Source organism: Phyllobacterium zundukense (genome assembly GCF_002764115.1).
Classification (GTDB): domain Bacteria; phylum Pseudomonadota; class Alphaproteobacteria; order Rhizobiales; family Rhizobiaceae; genus Phyllobacterium; species Phyllobacterium zundukense.
The window spans coordinates 2,883,879-2,900,022 of record NZ_CP017940.1 but is presented as its reverse complement, the minus strand read 5'-3'; the positions used below and the strand labels follow the sequence as shown (position 1 = coordinate 2,900,022).

Genomic DNA, 16,144 nt, shown 5'->3' with positions numbered 1-16,144 from the left:
TCCCCCGCAAGGGGGGAGATAAGGCTGCATCATCACACATTCAGCAACAGAAATTCACGCTCCCACGGGCTGATAACCTCCATGAAGGTCTCGAACTCGGCGCGTTTGATGGCGGCGTAGGTGATGGCGAAGGATTCGCCGAGCATGGCAATCAGGTCCTTGTCCTGCTCGAACAGCAGCGTCGCTTCGATCAGGCCGCGCGGCAGTTCGATGAGGTTGTCGTTGACCGTCGTCGAGGCGGGCGCATCGGGCTCGGTCCGGTTGTTCATGCCGAGGAGACCGCAGGCGAGCGAGGCCGCCAGCGCCAGATAGGGATTGGCATCGGAGGAGGGGATGCGGTTTTCCACGCGTCGCGCCGCCGGGTCCGAGCGCGGTACACGGAAGGCCGTGGTGCGGTTATCATAGCCCCATTTGACATTCACAGGCGCGGAGGCGGCCGGCGTCAGCCGCCGGTAGGAATTCACGTATGGCGCAAACATCACCAGCGAAGCCGGGACATGCTTCTGCATGCCGCCGATGAAATGGCGGAAGGCCTCGCTCTCCGTTCCATCCGGATTGGAGAAGATATTGCGCCCGGTCTTCTTGTCGACGATCGACTGATGGATATGCATGGCCGATCCCGGCTGACCCTGGATGGGCTTGGCCATGAAGGTTGCATACATGTCGTGCTTCAGCGCTGCCTCGCGGATGGTGCGCTTGAACAGGAACACCTGATCGGCAAGCTCGATCGGATCGCCGTGACGCAGGTTGATTTCGAGCTGCGCAGCACCTTCCTCGTGGATAAGCGTGTCGATCTCGAGACCCTGGCTTTCGGAGAAATGATAGATGTCGTCGATCAGCTCGTCGAACTCGTTGACGCCGGCGATGGAATAACCCTGGCCGCCGCCAATGGCGCGGCCCGAACGGCCTACGGGCGGGGTAAGGGGGTAGTCCGGGTCCGGGTTCTTTTTCACCAGATAGAATTCGATTTCCGGCGCAACGACCGGCCTCAGGCCTTTCTTGTTATAGGCCGCTACGACGCGCTTCAACACATTGCGCGGGGTAAATTCCACCGCCTGCCCGTCCTTGTTGACGAGGTCGCAGATGACCTGCGCGGTCGGGTCGCTTTCCCACGGCACTTCCGAGAGCGTGGAAAGATCCGGCATCAGCTTCAGGTCGCCGTCATCTTCCGGATAGGAGAAGCCGTGACCGTCTTCTGGGTAGGAGCCGGAGATCGTCGCCATGAACACGGCGGAGGGCAGCGCCAGCGACGTGTTGGAGGTGAATTTCTTCGATGGCATCATCTTGCCGCGCGCCACGCCGGCCTGGTCCGGCGTAATGCACTCGATGTCCTCGATATCCCGCCAGGCCAGCCACTCGGAAGCTTCGCGCCAGTTTTTCACGCCGCGGGTTGCCTTGACATAAGCGGGCGTACGCCGCCGTGTTGTGGTTCGTGCGGGCTTTTTTTCAGGAGTTTCGGAAGGCATCAATCACCAGAATGAGTTGCGGTGACAGGATGATAGAGCAAAAAAACGCCGGATGGGAGGCGGGCTTGAGAAAATTGTCGTCTGGCTCCGCTTGATGCGGGCCGCAGACACCCGGATATCAATCCAGGAATCACAACCGTAGCTCAGCGCGACAGATTTATCCCCAAAAGTCTCTTGTACTCGGCTTCTGCAACCCCGTAAAACCCGTTGGCCTCGCTCACAAGACCTTTCCGGTCGACGATTGTTATCTGCCCTCGCTTCGCCCGGATCAGCCGTTTGTCTTCCAGCAGGTGCAGGATTTCCGTTACCCATGGCCTTCTTACGCCAAGCATGACCGCCAGGAACTCGTGCGTCAGCAGGATGTTTGCGCCATCGATACGGTCATGCACCATCAACAGCCAGCGTGCCATCCGCGCCGGAACATCTGCCTGACCATTGGCCAACGCTGTCGATGCAGTCTGGATGACCATTGTCTGGACATAGAGCAACAGATAGTCGCGAAGGGTCTTGCTCGCCTCCATAACTTCATGCAGGCGAGCGACCGTGATCTTGAACCCATGCCCGGCGATCTGCACATAGGTATCGTGCGGCGATTGCTTTCCGCCAAGGATGACCGCAGGACCGGTCATCCCGTCATTGCCGGATATTCCGACCTCGATATCGCGGCCATCGGGCATTTTGACAACGATGGACGCAAGGCCCGTTTCGAGAAAGAAGACAGCGCTCACAGGTGTCTGTGAAACCTCAATCGAATATCGCAATGGCAAGGTTTGGGGTTCGAGATAAGGAGCCAGCAAATCAAAATCGCCGGCAGGCATGTGCCTGAGAAGCTTGTTCTCAAAGGCGGATTGTGATGATGGCATCATGTTCCCTTTCCGCCGGGAACGGAGAAATCCAGCGTGCCAAAATGGCATCAATAGCGAAATTAAAAATCGACACAATACAATGTCCACCAATGGACAATTGGTCCTCAGCTCTATTCTCCTATAGAAAAGCAAATGTCTTGCTCAGGGATTATTATAACACACAATGAATATTTTATCAGGAATACTTTAAAATATTTTGAATTTATTTATGCATGTAACTAATTGTATACAAAAATAGCGCAAAAACAACTTTTAATATTATAAATGGCAACAGTGTATGTTTTTACTGGCGATACTGTCTACCCATGGTCAATTATTTTTTTCAGTCGTGCAGAGATGCCGCCAGCTTTCAATAGATAAGTACGATGATGTATTTGAGGTAACTTGCGATTTCAAAATATCTGATCAAAGTATAACTTGGCTTATGCACTGATAAGCAAGTAAAATTCCGTTCGTTGCAGGGATTCTATACCAGTCCCGGTTGCCGCCTCCCTAATGCAAGAAACCGCCCGCAATCGCTTGCGGGCGGCTCTCTGCTCTCCGTGCTGGCCCCAGACCGAAGCCAGAGAAGGCCACGGATGAGCTTATTGCCTGGTAACGACGACGGGGATCAGAAGATCGCCCCAGTTGCCGTCTCCGCCATGATGGCGGGCGGAGCGGACCAGTTCCACGGACACGCCGGCGTCAACCGCCTTCATCACGGATTGGTTGAGGCGATGCAGGTCATTGGCGACCATGCGAATGACAGCCTGCTGGTCTGTATTCATGGCCGATGATTGCTCCTCGGCCCGTTCCTTAACGCGTGTCTGCGGTGCCATGATCTTCTCCTTTTTTTGGCGTTGCAGCGAACGATCCTTTGATCGTCCGGGTTGACCGGCGGCAGATATGGGCCGTGCCGCCAGTCCTGATTGGTGGTTACTCTGCAGCCGGGCGGAACTGGTCCGTCTCGGTCGATTCCTTCATCGCCGTCGTCGATGACTGGCCGCCGGTGATTGCCAGCGAAACCGCGTCGAAATAGCCGGTACCGACTTCGCGCTGATGCTTGGTCGCGGTGTAGCCATTGACCTCGGCGGCGAATTCCGCCTCCTGCAGTTCCGAATAGGCCGACATCTGCCGTTCCTTGTAGCCGCGTGCCAGCTCGAACATGCCGAAGTTGAGCTGATGGAACCCGGCCAGCGTGATAAACTGGAACTTGTAGCCCATCGCACCGAGCTCCCGCTGGAACTTGGCGATCGTCGCCTCATCCAGATGCTTCTTCCAGTTGAAGGAAGGCGAGCAATTATAGGCGAGCAGCTTGTCCGGATGCTCTTTACGCACGCCTTCGGCAAAGCGCCTGGCCTGTTCGAGATCCGGCTTCGATGTCTCGCACCAGATCAGATCCGCATGCGGTGCATAGGCGATAGCCCGGGCAATACAGGACTCAAGGCCGTTCTTGACCTGGTAGAAGCCTTCCGTCGTCCGGCCCGCATCGTAATCGACGAAGGGCTGGTCCCGCTCGTCGATATCCGATGTCAGAAGCTTGGCGGCCTCCGCGTCGGTGCGGGCGATGACCAGTGTCGGCGTTCCCATGACGTCGGCGGCAAGCCGCGCGGCATTCAGGTTGCGGATATGCGCCGCCGTCGGGATCAGCACCTTGCCGCCCAGATGGCCGCACTTCTTTTCCGAAGCGAGCTGGTCTTCATAGTGAACGCCGGCAGCGCCTGCTTCGATGAAGGCCTTCATGATCTCGAAGGCGTTGAGCGGTCCGCCAAATCCTGCTTCAGCATCGGCAACGATGGGCGCGAACCAGGTGTCGACCGAAAGGCCCTTGCCCTCCGCCGTCTCGATCTGGTCGGCGCGCTGCAGCGTCTTGTTTATGCGCTTGGCCAGTTCCGGCGCGGCATTGGCCGGGTAGAGCGACTGGTCAGGATACATGGCTGAAGCTGTGTTTGCGTCTGCAGCAACCTGCCATCCGGAAAGATAGATTGCCTTGAGGCCTGCGCGAACCATCTGCATAGCCTGGTTGCCCGAGAGAGCGCCCAGCGCATTGACGAAACCATCTTCGTGGATGAGCTTCCAGAGCCGGTTGGCACCGTTCTCAGCGAGAGTATATTTGATCTGAACCGAGCCTCGCAGTCGCTTGACATCGTCAGGTGTATAGGGGCGTTCGATACCATCATAGCGGCCCTCCGGTGCGTTTGGTACGAGGTTGTAAAAATCAGTCATTGTTGTCTCCACAAAGAGTTTTGTCCCGCAGCAGCCTGCCTGATAGGGAGTTTGACGGCTGCGTTGATATGACGAAATTTACATTGCAGCGCGATATATTCCAGAAATATCGCGGTTTTGTGCGATTTTATCGAGTTATGCTGTCAGGCGTTTGACAAATCGCGATTGTAAAGTTGTAAAGATTGTAATATTAAGATTTTGAGAATTTTGTGTAAATCTTGTCACAGCTGCAATACCGCTGTACGTGGTTCGACAGGCTCACCATGAGGGATGTGGATGGACAGCAATGCCAATAGGGAACATTGCAGAGCGTGGCTCCCTGCAACTCTCGACCACCCTAATGGTGAGCCTGTCGAACCACGCACAGCAGCGACGCCGGCAATAGTGGGGTGCCATGGCTGAAGGAAAGATTTTCGCAGGTCCGCGCATCAGGCGCATCCGCAACGAACGCGGCCTGACCCAGACCGCGATGGCCGAGGCGCTCGGCATTTCGCCATCCTATCTCAACCTGATCGAGCGCAACCAGCGGCCGCTGACCGTACAGCTGCTGCTGAAACTGTCCTCCACCTACAAGATCGAGCTCGACACGCTGCAGATGGAGACCGGCTCTTCCATGGCGGCGCTCAAGGAAGTGTTTTCCGATCCGCTGCTCAATGGCGAATTGCCGGGGGATCAGGAACTCATCGAGATCAGCGATGCCGCACCCAATGCCGCCACCGGCATCATCAAGCTCTATCGCGCCTATCGCGAATCGCTCGAACGGCTTTCCGACCTGTCAGAACTCCTGGCCAAGGATGGAAGGGCGCCATCCCTATCCGCCACGCGCCTGCCGCTGAACGAGGTGCGCGAGGTGCTGGAGCGCCGTGCCAACCATTTCCCCCGCATCGAAGGCGAGGTCGACAGTTTCACCAGCCTGATCAAGCCCGGCGACGATCTGATGGGCGCGCTCAAAGCTTGGCTTAAAGCTGAGCACGGCATATCGGTGCGCATCCTGCCGGTTGCGACCATGCCGAACTGGCGGCGGCGCTATGATCGCCATTCGCAGCGCCTGTTCATCTCCGAGCGGCTGTCGCCCTTCGACCAGCTGCGCGAAGTGGCGATGGAAGCCGCGCTCATGCGCATGCAGGTGGTCATCGCCGCAGAAATCCAGGACCTGAAACTCTCCTCCGACGAGGCGCGGCGCATCGCCCGCTTCGAGCTTGGGCGCTACGCCGCCCACGCGCTGATGATGCCCTGGCAGGCGTTCCAGACGGCCGCGGGGCGCGCGCGCTACGATATCGATGTGTTGCGCTCCCGCTTCAACGTATCCTTCGAACAAGCGGCCAATCGCCTGACCACCCTTACCGGCAAGAATGACATTCCGTTCTTCATGCTGGAGGTCGACCATGCGGGCAATCGTTTCCGCCGGGCAGGGGCGCAGGGCTATCCGCAGTCGCGCTTTGGTGGCGATTGCCCGAAGCTTCCCATTCACGCCGCCTTCGCCCAGCCCGGCCAGATCCTCGTCGAGGCTGTCGAGATGCCGGATGGCGCCGAATTCCTCACCATCGCCCGCACGCTGGAAGGACCGCAGGGCGCCTTCAACGAGCGCCCGCGCCGCACGGCGATCCTTCTTGGCTGCGACATCGAATATGCCGACCAGACGGTCTATGGCAGCGCGCTCGGCAACCGGAGCATCAGCGCCCCGCCGCTCGGCAAGTTCGTCGGCGTAACGCCGGTCGGCCCGGCCTGCCGCCTGTGCGAGCGCTCGGCCTGCCTCTCCCGCGCCGAACCGCCGGTAACGCGTCCGCTGGGGCTGGATGAAATGGTGACGGGGCTGAGCGCGTTCGATTTTCAGTAGTATGCCTGGAACGGCGCAAACTGATCACACCCGCGGCCTCTGTCCGCGAAACAGCGGCTGCTGCTTTTCGATGAGCTGCGCCAGCCGCTCGACCAGCGTCCGGATTTCCGGACGATGCCGGTCGTCATTGTGCATGACCAGCCATTGCCGGTGGTAGAGATCCTTGATCTCGTCCCCGGCGCGCAGCAGTGCCGGATCGGCATCGCCGACAAAGCAGGGCAGCACGCCGCGTCCCGCCCCACTGCGCAAAAGGTCGTGCAGCATGCGCGGCGTGTTGGCCCAGATCGTCACCCACAGATCCTTTTGCGCCAGTAGCCAGCGTGCGGACGGAGTGATGGCGTCATCGGCCCCGATGCCCACCCAGTTGCAATCGCGTACCATGTTGAAGTGGCTGGCGCAGTAGGGTGCGTAGGCGACATCGCCGACGGACCGTGCGGCCAGATTTTCGCTCTCCGGAAAACGGTTGCGAATGCCGATATCGGCTTCGCGATGCACGAGGTCGAGCCGGATTTCCGCCGTCTTGAAGCAGATGCGGAAGCGATCGTCCGGTGTCCACAGCTGGTCCAGATTGGTCGCCATGAAATGCGACATCCAGCTTCCCGCTGAAATCCGCACTGCCGGCAACTCATAAACGTCCTCATTCCAGGCGTCGATCGACTGGGCCACCTCGTTCATCTCGACGACATGCGACAGCAATGACTGGCCATCCTTGGTCAGCGAATAGCCCGTCTGCCGCCGCACGAAGAGATTGCGCCCGATCTGCCGTTCCAGCGCCAGCACGCGCCGGCCGATTGTCGCCGGGCTGATGCCGGTTTTCTCCGACGCGCCAGTCAAGCCGCCTTCGCGCGCGACATGCAGGAAGAATTTCAGATCATCCCAATTATCATTTTTCATTTTTGAAAAACATGTTTCAGCCAAGTCTGTAGAAACTCGTGAAAATTCTGCTCAATTTAACGATCTCCTGCAAGTTGTTTTTCGGTGGAGATAAATATGGATACCTATCTCGTCTGGGCGCTCGCGCATCAGCAGATCGCGGGTCGTCACCCGCGCAAGTTGACCGAGGATGAATTTTACACGCAGTTTGGCTTCGGATCCGGCTCGTTTCGAAAATGGATTGCGCGTATTAAAGGACTGATGCTGTGGTGATCGCCATTCGTGGCGTGAAACCGACAATGTCTGGTCGCGTTCCGGTCTTGACCTTGTATGCAGGCTTGGCATTGTGCGCGCATGAGTGTCTCAGCCGTTCCCCTGCCGCCCGTTACCGGGCCCGATCCCGTCAAAAGTTCTTCGGAGGCCGCGATCGGCTGCCTGCTGGTGGCAGGCGCGGCGATCGCCTGGAGCACCGGCGGCGCCCTGACGCGCTTCCTCGAGGTCAGCGACAACTGGACCGTCGTCTTCTGGCGCTCATTCTTTGCCGCGCTGTTTCTCCTGTGCTTCATGCTGGCGCGTGACGGGCCGCGCGGCACATGGCGTCTCTTCCAGCATATGGGACTGGCTGGTCTCGGCGTCGCCATCTGCTTCGCCACTGCCTCATCATCTTTCATCATCGCGCTGTCCTATACGACCGTCGCCAATGTACTGCTGCTGCAGGCGGGCGTGCCGCTACTCGCGGCTCTGATCTCGTGGGTGCTGTTTCGCGAAAGGGTGAGCGCGGCGACATGGATCGCCATCGCCGTGGTCATCGCCGGTGTGGCCATCATGGTCTCGGATTCGCTCGATGGCGAGGTCTCGCCCATCGGTGACATGCTGGCGCTGCTCATCGCCATCTCCTTCGCCTCGGCGACAGTCATTACCCGCCGCAAGGCGCATCTGCGCATGACGCCGGCGGTCTTCCTTGGCGTGGTCATTGCCGCCTGCGTTGCCTCGCTCATGGCCGGGCAGTTTTCCGCAAGCACGCGCGATTTCGCCCTGCTCTTTGCCCTCGGTGCGATCAATCTCGGCCTTGGTCTCGCGCTCTTCGTCAGCGGCGCCCGGCTCATTCCTTCCGCGCTTGCCGCGTTGATCAGCACGCTCGAGCCGGTGCTTGGACCGGTCTGGGTCTGGCTGCTGCACAACGAGGTTCCGGCGCCGCGCACCATCATCGGCGGCGCCATCATCCTGTGTGCCTTGCTCATCCATCTCGGCTGGGAATACCGCCGCCAGCGCCGGGTTCAGGTCGCGCGATAGTTGCGGCATTGCTGCCGCGTTGCACCCAAAAAATTTTCGCACTTGCGCAATTTTAGACGAAGGTGTTGCTTCAAGCCAGTTGACGAAGTCATCGCAATCTAAAAAGGTAGGCCCACCACGGGAACACGGCATCATCGAGCAACGACGTGCCGGCAGCATGGAGACATAAATGGGTATAAAGTCTGTTCTATTGACGGCCACTCTGGCGCTTGGTCTTGCCACCTCGGCATGGGCTCAGGAGCGTGTCGTCAACGTGTACAACTGGTCGGATTATATCGATCCTTCCATTCTCGCAGATTTCACCAAGGAAACCGGCATCAAGGTCGTCTACGACACCTTTGACTCCAACGAAATCCTTGAAACGAAGCTGCTTGCCGGCGGTACGGGGTATGACGTGGTGGTCCCCACCGCATCCTTCCTGCAACGCCAGATCGCGGCCGGTGTGTTCCAGAAGCTCGACAAGTCGAAGCTGCCGAATCTTTCCAATACATGGGACGTCATCAATGAGCGGATCAGCACATACGATCCCGGCAATCAATATGCTGTCGACTATATGTGGGGAACGACCGGTCTTGGCTACAATGTCGACAAGATGAAGCAAATCACCGGCTCGGATGAAAAGCCGACATGGGATGTGCTGTTCAAGCCGGAAATGGCGGCAAAGTTCAAGGATTGCGGTATTCACATTCTCGATTCCGCTTCCGACGTCATGCCTTCGGCGCTGGCCTATCTCGGCCTCAATCCGGACAGCAAGGATCCGGATGAACTGGCCAAGGCTGGTGCTTTGCTCGAGTCGATCCGTCCCTATGTGCGCAAGTTCCACTCTTCCGAATACATTAATGGCCTGGCCAACGGCGATATCTGTCTCGCTCTGGGCTATTCCGGCGATATCCTCCAGGCGAAGGGACGCGCCGAGGAGGCCAAGGCGGGTGTAAGTGTTGATTACGCGATCCCCGCGCAGGGCGCTCAGATGTGGTTCGATGTGATGGCGATCCCGGCTGACGCACCGCACGTTGCCGAAGCTCATGAATTCATCAACTATTTGTTGAAGCCGGAGGTCGCTGCAAAGGCAACGGACTTTGTTTCCTATGCCAATGGTAACAAGGCATCTCAGGCTTCGATTGACAAGGCGATCCTCGATAATCCCGCAGTCTATCCAACACCGGAGGTGCTGGGCAAGCTTTTCACCGTTACGCCCTATGACACGAAAACGCAGCGCGTGGTCACGCGGCTATGGACGAAAGTGGTCACAGGCCAGTAAAACTTCAAAAGACCCCGGCAGCCAATGCCGGGGTCTTTTAAAATGTACAGAAAAGACCGGGGCAAATCATGAAGTCATTGGGAAGCTTTCGCCGTAAATTCGCACCTTGGAACGATCCTGAAGCAAAGCCCTTCATAGCGATCGAGAACGTCACCAAGAAGTTCGCCGATTTTACCGCCGTCGATGACCTGTCCCTGAATATTTACAACCGCGAATTCTTTGCGCTCTTGGGCGCCTCCGGCTGCGGCAAGTCCACCTTGCTGCGCATGCTCGCCGGGTTCGAGGAGCCGACCGCCGGCCGCATCCTCATCGATGGCCAGGATATGCGGGGCATCCCGCCCTACAAGCGCCCTGTCAACATGATGTTCCAGTCCTATGCGCTGTTCCCGCACATGACCGTCGAGGGCAACATCGCCTTCGGCCTCAAGCAGGATGGCATGGCAAAGGGTGATATCGAGGCGCGCGTTGCCGAAATGCTCAAGCTGGTGAAGCTGGAACGCTTTGCCAAGCGCAAGCCGCACCAGCTCTCCGGCGGCCAGCGCCAGCGCGTGGCACTTGCCCGCGCCGTGGCAAAGCGCCCGAAGGTCCTGCTGCTGGACGAGCCGCTCGGCGCGCTCGACAAGAAGCTGCGCGAGGAAACCCAGTTCGAACTGATGGACTTGCAGATGAAGCTCGGCCTGACATTCGTGGTGGTGACCCACGATCAGGAAGAAGCGATGACCATGGCCGATCGCATTGCCGTCATGGACAAGGGCAAGGTCATGCAGGTGGCAACGCCTGCCGAAGTCTATGAAGCACCCAACTCGAAATTCGTTGCCGACTTCATCGGCAATGTGAACATGTTCGAGGGGACGGCCGCCGCCGTGGCCAATGGCAAGATCGACATCGCCATCGCACCGGAAAACTTCACCATCCGCACCGACGCTTCGAAAAGCTGTGCCGTCGGCCAACCGGTCGGCTTTGCTATCCGTCCGGAGAAAATCCGGGTCAGCCGCAAGCAGCCGGCCGACCCGTCGATCAATTCCGCCCATGGCGAATTGTGGGATATCGCCTATTTCGGCGACATGACGGTTTTCCATGTGAAGCTTGAAAGCGGCCGGATCATCAAGGCGGCGAGCCTGAATGCGGTTCGCACCGTCGAGGACCCGCTCGGCTATGACGACATGGTCTGGGTCAATTTCGATACCGACGCCGGCATCGTTCTGACCGCGTGAGGGGGATTGGCCGATGCAAAAATTGATCTCGTCAATTGCCAGCCGCCTGGTAATCGCTGTTCCCTACCTCTGGCTGCTGATCTTCTTTCTCATTCCCTTCTTTATCGTCTTCAAGATTTCGTTGTCGCAAGTGGAGATGGCGATCCCGCCCTATTCCCCGGCGTTTGATCTGTCGGCTGGCTGGCAGGCCTTCAAGAACAGCTTCTCCCAGTTCGCATGGGACAATTACATTTGGCTCGTCGAAGATCCGCTCTATTATAAGGCCTACCTTTCGAGCCTGCTCATCGCGGGCGTCTCGACCGTCCTGACACTCATCGTCGGCTACCCGATCGCCTATGGCATGGCGCGCGCGCCTGCGACGATCAGGCCAACGCTGCTGATGCTGGTGATCCTGCCGTTCTGGACCAGCTTTCTGATCCGGGTCTATGCCTGGATCGGCATCTTGAAGCCCGAAGGCCTGCTCAACCAGTTCCTGATGTGGGCGCATGTGATCGGCACGCCACTCAACATCCTCAACACCAATACAGCCGTGTTTATCGGCATCGTCTATTCCTACCTCCCATTCTTGGTCCTGCCGATCTATTCGGCGCTGGAAAAGATGGACTATTCGCTGGTCGAGGCCGCCGAGGACCTGGGTTGCCCGCCCATAGCCGCATTCTGGAAGATCACATTTCCGCTATCGCTTCCAGGCGTCATTGCAGGCTGTTTCCTTGTGTTCATCCCGGCGGTGGGCGAGTTCGTCATTCCGGATCTGCTCGGCGGGTCGCAGACGTTGATGATCGGCAAGACGCTGTGGAACGAATTCTTCTCCAACCGCGACTGGCCGGTTTCATCCGCCGTTGCGGTAATCCTGCTGCTGTTGCTGGTCGTTCCCATCGTGCTGTTCCAGCGGGCGGAAGCACGGGCACAGGAAGCCGAGAAGTGAGGAAAAACACATGAACACCACCTGGTCCCGCTTCAACATTGCCTCGCTGGTTTTCGGCTTCGCATTTCTCTATCTGCCGATCGTGCTCCTGATCGTCTATTCGTTCAACGAATCTCGCCTTGTTACAGTCTGGGCCGGCTTCTCCACCAAATGGTATGTGTCGCTGTTCAACAATCAGAGCTTCATCGACGCGGCCTGGGTGACCATCCGCGTCGGCCTCGTGTCGGCGACCGTGGCGACGGTTCTCGGAACGCTTGGGGCGCTGGCAATGACGCGGTATACGCGTTTTCGCGGACGGCTGCTGTTCTCCGCGATGATCTACGCGCCGCTGGTCATGCCGGAAGTCATCACCGGACTTTCGATGCTGCTGCTCTTCGTGGCAATTGGCTTTGACCGCGGCATCTGGACGATGACCCTGGCGCACATCACTTTTTCCATGTGCTTCGTGGCGGTGGTCGTGCAGTCGCGGTTGGTAACGTTTGACCGCTCGCTGGAAGAAGCGGCAATGGATTTGGGTGCAACACCGGTCACCACCTTTTTCAAGGTCACATTACCGGTCATCCTCCCTGCCGTTGTCTCCGGCTGGATGCTGGCCTTCACCCTGTCACTCGACGATCTGGTGATTTCGAGCTTCACCTCGGGGCCTGGTGCAACCACCCTGCCGATGCGCATCTACTCGCAGGTCCGCCTCGGCGTCACGCCGGAGATCAACGCCGCCTGTACCATGCTGATCGCAATTGTCGCGGTTGGGGTGATTATTGCGTCGATCGCCAACAAGCGCCGGGAAGTTCAAAAGGCCCGCGACGAACAGGCTGCGGCGCGGAACTAACGTTTAAAACAACCCACGACGCGCCGGTTGCACGGATTTGCAACTGGGCGTTCGTTGCCGCCCGCATCAAACCCGACAATAATGCATCAAGACCGAGCGCTTATCTCCCCCCTTTGTGGGGGAGAAAGGATTTTCCTGGATTTAGCCTCTTTGCTAAATCCTTGGAAAATCCAAGATATCCGTCAAAACACACCTCCAATCATTCGAACATACGCACGGAAAATGCGCAGGGACGCAACTTTGGCGGAGAACATCCTGTGGCAAGCAATCCGAAACAATCAATTGGGTGGTTTGAAATTCAAACGGCAAGCGCCGCTTCTCGGCTACATAGTGGATTTCGTCTGCTTTAGGTCAAAGCTGATTATAGAACTGGATGGGAGTCATTCAGGATGCAACTCAGATCTGGAACGCGATAAATGTTTGAATGCATCAAGTTTCAAAACGCTGCGCTTCTGGAACGATGAGATCATTCGCAATCTGGACGGGGTATGTTCACAGATCCTACACGAAGCGAACAAGCGACAAAGCTGGGTTCACATTCCCCTCTCTGGCGATTTCTAGCACTTAGCAAGGGCTAAGATGCTGAAATCGCTTTCTCCCCACAAGGGGGGAGATAAGCGGAGCCCGCTGAATATCACCCTGGAATTGAAAAAGACCCGGACGAGCTGGACACTCACCATCCGGGTCCTTTTTCAGTAAACCAGGAAACGGGAGGTGGGCGAAAGCTCATCCTCCTGCTCCAAGCGCAGAATAGCATTTTCGCAAAAGGTTCCAATAGCTATGCAGACTGACTTTTGTTCTATGGGGAAATGATCGGTGAGATAAAGGGGTTGTCCCAGGACCCGCCGATGAAGAAGCGCGTGTGGTTGAATGTCGGTTCGGGCTTCGGCGCATCTGCCGCGGCGCCCGCTGGTGCTGGCACGGCGACAGGCGCAGCGAAATCGCCGGTGAGCGCCAGGCTCTTGCCGATCAGGGTCACGATGCCGGCAAAACTCAGCGTACCGGATTTAGTCTGGATTTGCGCCGTATCGATCGCCGCAACACCATCCATGATGTTGGCCTTGATCTCCAGCCTGTCGAAAGCAAGCCAGGCCTCGGTCTTTTCGTTGAGGCTGAAGAAACGGTCTGTCTTGGCCTTGCTCAGCAGGCTATTGAAATCCAGGCTCCGGATCTGGCCCGAGCCAAAGCGCATGCTTAGCGTTCCCTTGGCGCTGGCCAATGCCGAGGACCAGCGCGATATCGGCCCCTTCAGTACAAGCGACATCGTGCCCTTTCCGAGTTCGAAGCGGTTGCCAAGGCCAAGCAATGAAGCGATCGACGCGCTGTTGACGTCGGTTCCGTTGAGACGAAGTTCTCCCAGCGCTGCACCGTCGCCTTCATCCGCAAGCTGGAAGCTGGCGGCAACGGAACCGTCGAAGGCCGACGCTTCGCCAATATCGAAGATGGCCCGGCCATTGCGGATTTGTGCCGTCGCCGCAACCTTCGAAAGATTGACCGGGCCAATCGTTGCCTTTTGGGCGGAAACGCGCAGGTCCAGTGTGAGCTGGTTCAGGAAATCAGTGCTGATCACGGCGTCCGAACTCGCCGAACTGTCCGGCAAGGGCATGAAGCCCGCGAAAGTGGAATGAAGATCGAGAGTTTCGAAGGCCAGGGTGCCCGTGATGCTGGGCGCTCCCCCGTTGAGCACGACCTCGATGACCCCCTTGGCCGGATTGTCGTTCAGCGTGGCCGTCAGTCCGTCCAGCTTCATCCGGTTGGCGGAACCGTAGACGGATGCGTCCAGCGCGAAACTGCCGATCGGGGCGCTGGGCACGGAGGCCATCCTCGACCATTCGAGCGTCCTGCGCAGCGAGGGGGAGGTCAATGACAGGGTGCCTTCGAAGAACTGGTCCCGGGAAATATTTGCCGATCCGTTGAAAGAGAACGTCAGGGGCGTCGAACTCAAGTTGACCTGGAGCGGACTGGTACCACCGGCCAGAAGCAGCAATGCCCTGGTTGCAGAACTGTCGATTTCCGTTTCTTCCCCATGCCATATTGCCGTACCGCGGAAACTGGCGACACCGGACGTTTGTGGCCAGTCGAAAACGCCGCTGATGCTCGATATCTGTTCTTCCGCGCCGTTGATCGGCCGTTTGAATGTAACCATCGCATCTTCGAGCCTCACACGCCCGAACGGCTGCGACGAGACCGCGCTCATGTCGGGCTTCGCCGGGTTAGCTTCCACCGCAGCGCGCGCCTCCCGTACGACATCACCGATCCGCCCGTCGCTCCTGGCCAGCGCCTCGCCGATCTGCGACAGGCTCTTTATCGGCTCATCAATGACAAATCGCGGCCGGACGATTTTGGTTTCGGTGAATTCGATGTTGCCCATCAGTGCCGAGAATAGCGACAGGTCAACCTCGATCCGCTCCGCCTGCATGAACGGCGCGCCTTCGCTTTGCCACGGATTGCGGATGGTCACGTCACCAAGCGATGCGCCGAAAACGGGAAAAAACGATATCTGCGGTGACTGGTTCGATTCGACCGTATAGCCGGTCCAATTGCTGATCTCCTGGATCAGCCGTGCCCGGATCAGATCCGTGCTGACGAGATAGGGCAGGGCAACAAGGATTCCCCCGGCAACGAGAGCCATCATCAAGATCGTGGCGAGAAGGTTCCTCGGCCTGTACCAGGACATGAGCGTTTCCGATATTTCGTATCCCGCCGGTTAGCCGAACCGGCAGGATCTATGCTTCACCTTCCACCGTTTAGCGATCATCTGCAGCAATTCAAGTCGGTTAGACTCTTTGAGCGTCAAATTGTTGCATATTGTAACAATTGCGTGCTCTCGTGACTAAGCCATTGCGCATAGGCTTGGCCGGCTTGGCGCAGCGTTGCGTCCGGGGCCTTCATCGCCTCGTAGACGATGAAGGGTTCGGTCCATAAAAGGCCACAACGATGGGCCGTAACGCGCAATGGAGTGAGGATTTCCCGCAAGGGAAGCAGGTTGGTACCGCGTGCGGTATAGGCCGATGGCGTGTTGCCGGCGGTGACGGCAACTTGCAGCGGCTTGCCTTCCAGCAAACGGCCTTCGCTCTCGTAGTTCAGATAATACATCCGGGTCAGCACGGCGTTCTGCCAGGCCTGAAGAATTGGCGGCGCCGCATACCACTGGATCGGGAACTGGAAGACGATGCGATCCGCGCCGAGTAGCCGCTGAACCTCCGCATCCACATCGATCCTGTTGTCGGGATAAGCAGATTGCACGTCGAAAATTTCCGTGTTGGCCAGCTGTGAGGCCGCATCGGCCAAAGCGCGGTTGGCGCGCGAGTGCGTGAAGTCCGGGTGGAAAATGAGGATCAGTGTCTTGGGCATGTGTTTCTCCTTTGATGGCAG

15 protein-coding genes are annotated in these 16,144 nt (G+C 58.0%); 8 read left to right on the top strand and 7 right to left on the bottom strand.

Annotated features, from left to right (window positions below; translation table 11 throughout):
* Positions 1-32: 32 nt before the first annotated feature.
* The 4 genes from BLM14_RS14500 to aceA form a co-directional block, all read right to left on the bottom strand.
* Positions 33-1,466, bottom strand: coding sequence for a glutamine synthetase family protein (locus BLM14_RS14500; RefSeq protein WP_100000044.1), 1,434 nt, complete (start codon positions 1,464-1,466; stop codon positions 33-35).
* 143 nt (positions 1,467-1,609) lie between these two features.
* On the bottom strand, positions 1,610-2,332 hold the full coding sequence (locus BLM14_RS14495) for a Crp/Fnr family transcriptional regulator (protein WP_237143376.1): 723 nt from the start codon (positions 2,330-2,332) through the stop codon (positions 1,610-1,612).
* A gap of 584 nt (positions 2,333-2,916) precedes the next feature.
* The gene (locus BLM14_RS14490) at positions 2,917-3,150 is read right to left on the bottom strand and encodes an SMc00767 family acetate metabolism repressor (protein WP_100000043.1); all 234 of its coding nucleotides are present in this window, start codon (positions 3,148-3,150) and stop codon (positions 2,917-2,919) included.
* A gap of 97 nt (positions 3,151-3,247) precedes the next feature.
* Positions 3,248-4,537 (bottom strand): isocitrate lyase, encoded by a 1,290-nt coding sequence (aceA, locus tag BLM14_RS14485; RefSeq protein ID WP_100000042.1) that lies wholly within the window; start codon positions 4,535-4,537, stop codon positions 3,248-3,250.
* Between the two features lie 394 nt (positions 4,538-4,931).
* Here aceA and BLM14_RS14480 point away from each other — a divergent pair, with 394 nt between their 5' ends.
* The gene (locus tag BLM14_RS14480) at positions 4,932-6,374 is read left to right on the top strand and encodes a helix-turn-helix domain-containing protein (protein ID WP_100000041.1); all 1,443 of its coding nucleotides are present in this window, start codon (positions 4,932-4,934) and stop codon (positions 6,372-6,374) included.
* Positions 6,375-6,398: 24 nt separating this feature from the next.
* On the opposite strand, the gene BLM14_RS14475 is transcribed toward BLM14_RS14480, so the two are convergent.
* Entirely contained in the window at positions 6,399-7,268 is an 870-nt protein-coding gene (locus tag BLM14_RS14475; RefSeq protein ID WP_100000040.1) for a LysR family transcriptional regulator, read from the bottom strand.
* A gap of 96 nt (positions 7,269-7,364) precedes the next feature.
* Between BLM14_RS14475 and BLM14_RS31080 the strand changes: the two genes are divergently transcribed.
* From BLM14_RS31080 to BLM14_RS14445, 7 genes are all read left to right on the top strand, one after another.
* The gene (locus BLM14_RS31080) at positions 7,365-7,520 is read left to right on the top strand and encodes a hypothetical protein (RefSeq protein WP_157929537.1); all 156 of its coding nucleotides are present in this window, start codon (positions 7,365-7,367) and stop codon (positions 7,518-7,520) included.
* Between the two features lie 81 nt (positions 7,521-7,601).
* On the top strand, positions 7,602-8,540 hold the full coding sequence (locus BLM14_RS14470) for a DMT family transporter (RefSeq protein ID WP_100000039.1): 939 nt from the start codon (positions 7,602-7,604) through the stop codon (positions 8,538-8,540).
* Positions 8,541-8,709: 169 nt separating this feature from the next.
* The gene (locus BLM14_RS14465; RefSeq protein WP_100000038.1) at positions 8,710-9,801 is read left to right on the top strand and encodes a polyamine ABC transporter substrate-binding protein; all 1,092 of its coding nucleotides are present in this window, start codon (positions 8,710-8,712) and stop codon (positions 9,799-9,801) included.
* Between the two features lie 68 nt (positions 9,802-9,869).
* On the top strand, positions 9,870-11,015 hold the full coding sequence (locus BLM14_RS14460) for an ABC transporter ATP-binding protein (protein WP_100000037.1): 1,146 nt from the start codon (positions 9,870-9,872) through the stop codon (positions 11,013-11,015).
* 13 nt (positions 11,016-11,028) lie between these two features.
* Positions 11,029-11,940 (top strand): ABC transporter permease subunit, encoded by a 912-nt coding sequence (locus tag BLM14_RS14455; protein WP_100000036.1) that lies wholly within the window; start codon positions 11,029-11,031, stop codon positions 11,938-11,940.
* 10 nt (positions 11,941-11,950) lie between these two features.
* The gene (locus BLM14_RS14450; RefSeq protein WP_100000035.1) at positions 11,951-12,769 is read left to right on the top strand and encodes an ABC transporter permease; all 819 of its coding nucleotides are present in this window, start codon (positions 11,951-11,953) and stop codon (positions 12,767-12,769) included.
* Between the two features lie 240 nt (positions 12,770-13,009).
* Positions 13,010-13,330 (top strand): endonuclease domain-containing protein, encoded by a 321-nt coding sequence (locus tag BLM14_RS14445; protein ID WP_335672059.1) that lies wholly within the window; start codon positions 13,010-13,012, stop codon positions 13,328-13,330.
* Positions 13,331-13,568: 238 nt separating this feature from the next.
* On the opposite strand, the gene BLM14_RS14440 is transcribed toward BLM14_RS14445, so the two are convergent.
* Positions 13,569-15,446 (bottom strand): AsmA family protein, encoded by a 1,878-nt coding sequence (locus tag BLM14_RS14440; protein ID WP_100000034.1) that lies wholly within the window; start codon positions 15,444-15,446, stop codon positions 13,569-13,571.
* Between the two features lie 116 nt (positions 15,447-15,562).
* A complete protein-coding gene (locus tag BLM14_RS14435; RefSeq protein WP_100000033.1) occupies positions 15,563-16,123 on the bottom strand; it encodes an NAD(P)H-dependent oxidoreductase in 561 nt (186 codons plus the stop codon).
* Positions 16,124-16,144: the final 21 nt, after the last annotated feature.

Bases quoted from the DNA above. Each gene is read 5' to 3' on its own strand.
- BLM14_RS14500 (WP_100000044.1), bottom strand. From the start codon at position 1,466: ATGCCTTCCGAAACTCCTGAAAAAAAGCCCGCACGAACCACAACACGG.
- BLM14_RS14495 (WP_237143376.1), bottom strand. From the start codon at position 2,332: ATGATGCCATCATCACAATCCGCCTTTGAGAACAAGCTTCTCAGGCAC.
- BLM14_RS14490 (WP_100000043.1), bottom strand. From the start codon at position 3,150: ATGGCACCGCAGACACGCGTTAAGGAACGGGCCGAGGAGCAATCATCG.
- aceA (WP_100000042.1), bottom strand. From the start codon at position 4,537: ATGACTGATTTTTACAACCTCGTACCAAACGCACCGGAGGGCCGCTAT.
- BLM14_RS14480 (WP_100000041.1), top strand. From the start codon at position 4,932: ATGGCTGAAGGAAAGATTTTCGCAGGTCCGCGCATCAGGCGCATCCGC.
- BLM14_RS14475 (WP_100000040.1), bottom strand. From the start codon at position 7,268: ATGAAAAATGATAATTGGGATGATCTGAAATTCTTCCTGCATGTCGCG.
- BLM14_RS31080 (WP_157929537.1), top strand. From the start codon at position 7,365: ATGGATACCTATCTCGTCTGGGCGCTCGCGCATCAGCAGATCGCGGGT.
- BLM14_RS14470 (WP_100000039.1), top strand. From the start codon at position 7,602: ATGAGTGTCTCAGCCGTTCCCCTGCCGCCCGTTACCGGGCCCGATCCC.
- BLM14_RS14465 (WP_100000038.1), top strand. From the start codon at position 8,710: ATGGGTATAAAGTCTGTTCTATTGACGGCCACTCTGGCGCTTGGTCTT.
- BLM14_RS14460 (WP_100000037.1), top strand. From the start codon at position 9,870: ATGAAGTCATTGGGAAGCTTTCGCCGTAAATTCGCACCTTGGAACGAT.
- BLM14_RS14455 (WP_100000036.1), top strand. From the start codon at position 11,029: ATGCAAAAATTGATCTCGTCAATTGCCAGCCGCCTGGTAATCGCTGTT.
- BLM14_RS14450 (WP_100000035.1), top strand. From the start codon at position 11,951: ATGAACACCACCTGGTCCCGCTTCAACATTGCCTCGCTGGTTTTCGGC.
- BLM14_RS14440 (WP_100000034.1), bottom strand. From the start codon at position 15,446: ATGTCCTGGTACAGGCCGAGGAACCTTCTCGCCACGATCTTGATGATG.
- BLM14_RS14435 (WP_100000033.1), bottom strand. From the start codon at position 16,123: ATGCCCAAGACACTGATCCTCATTTTCCACCCGGACTTCACGCACTCG.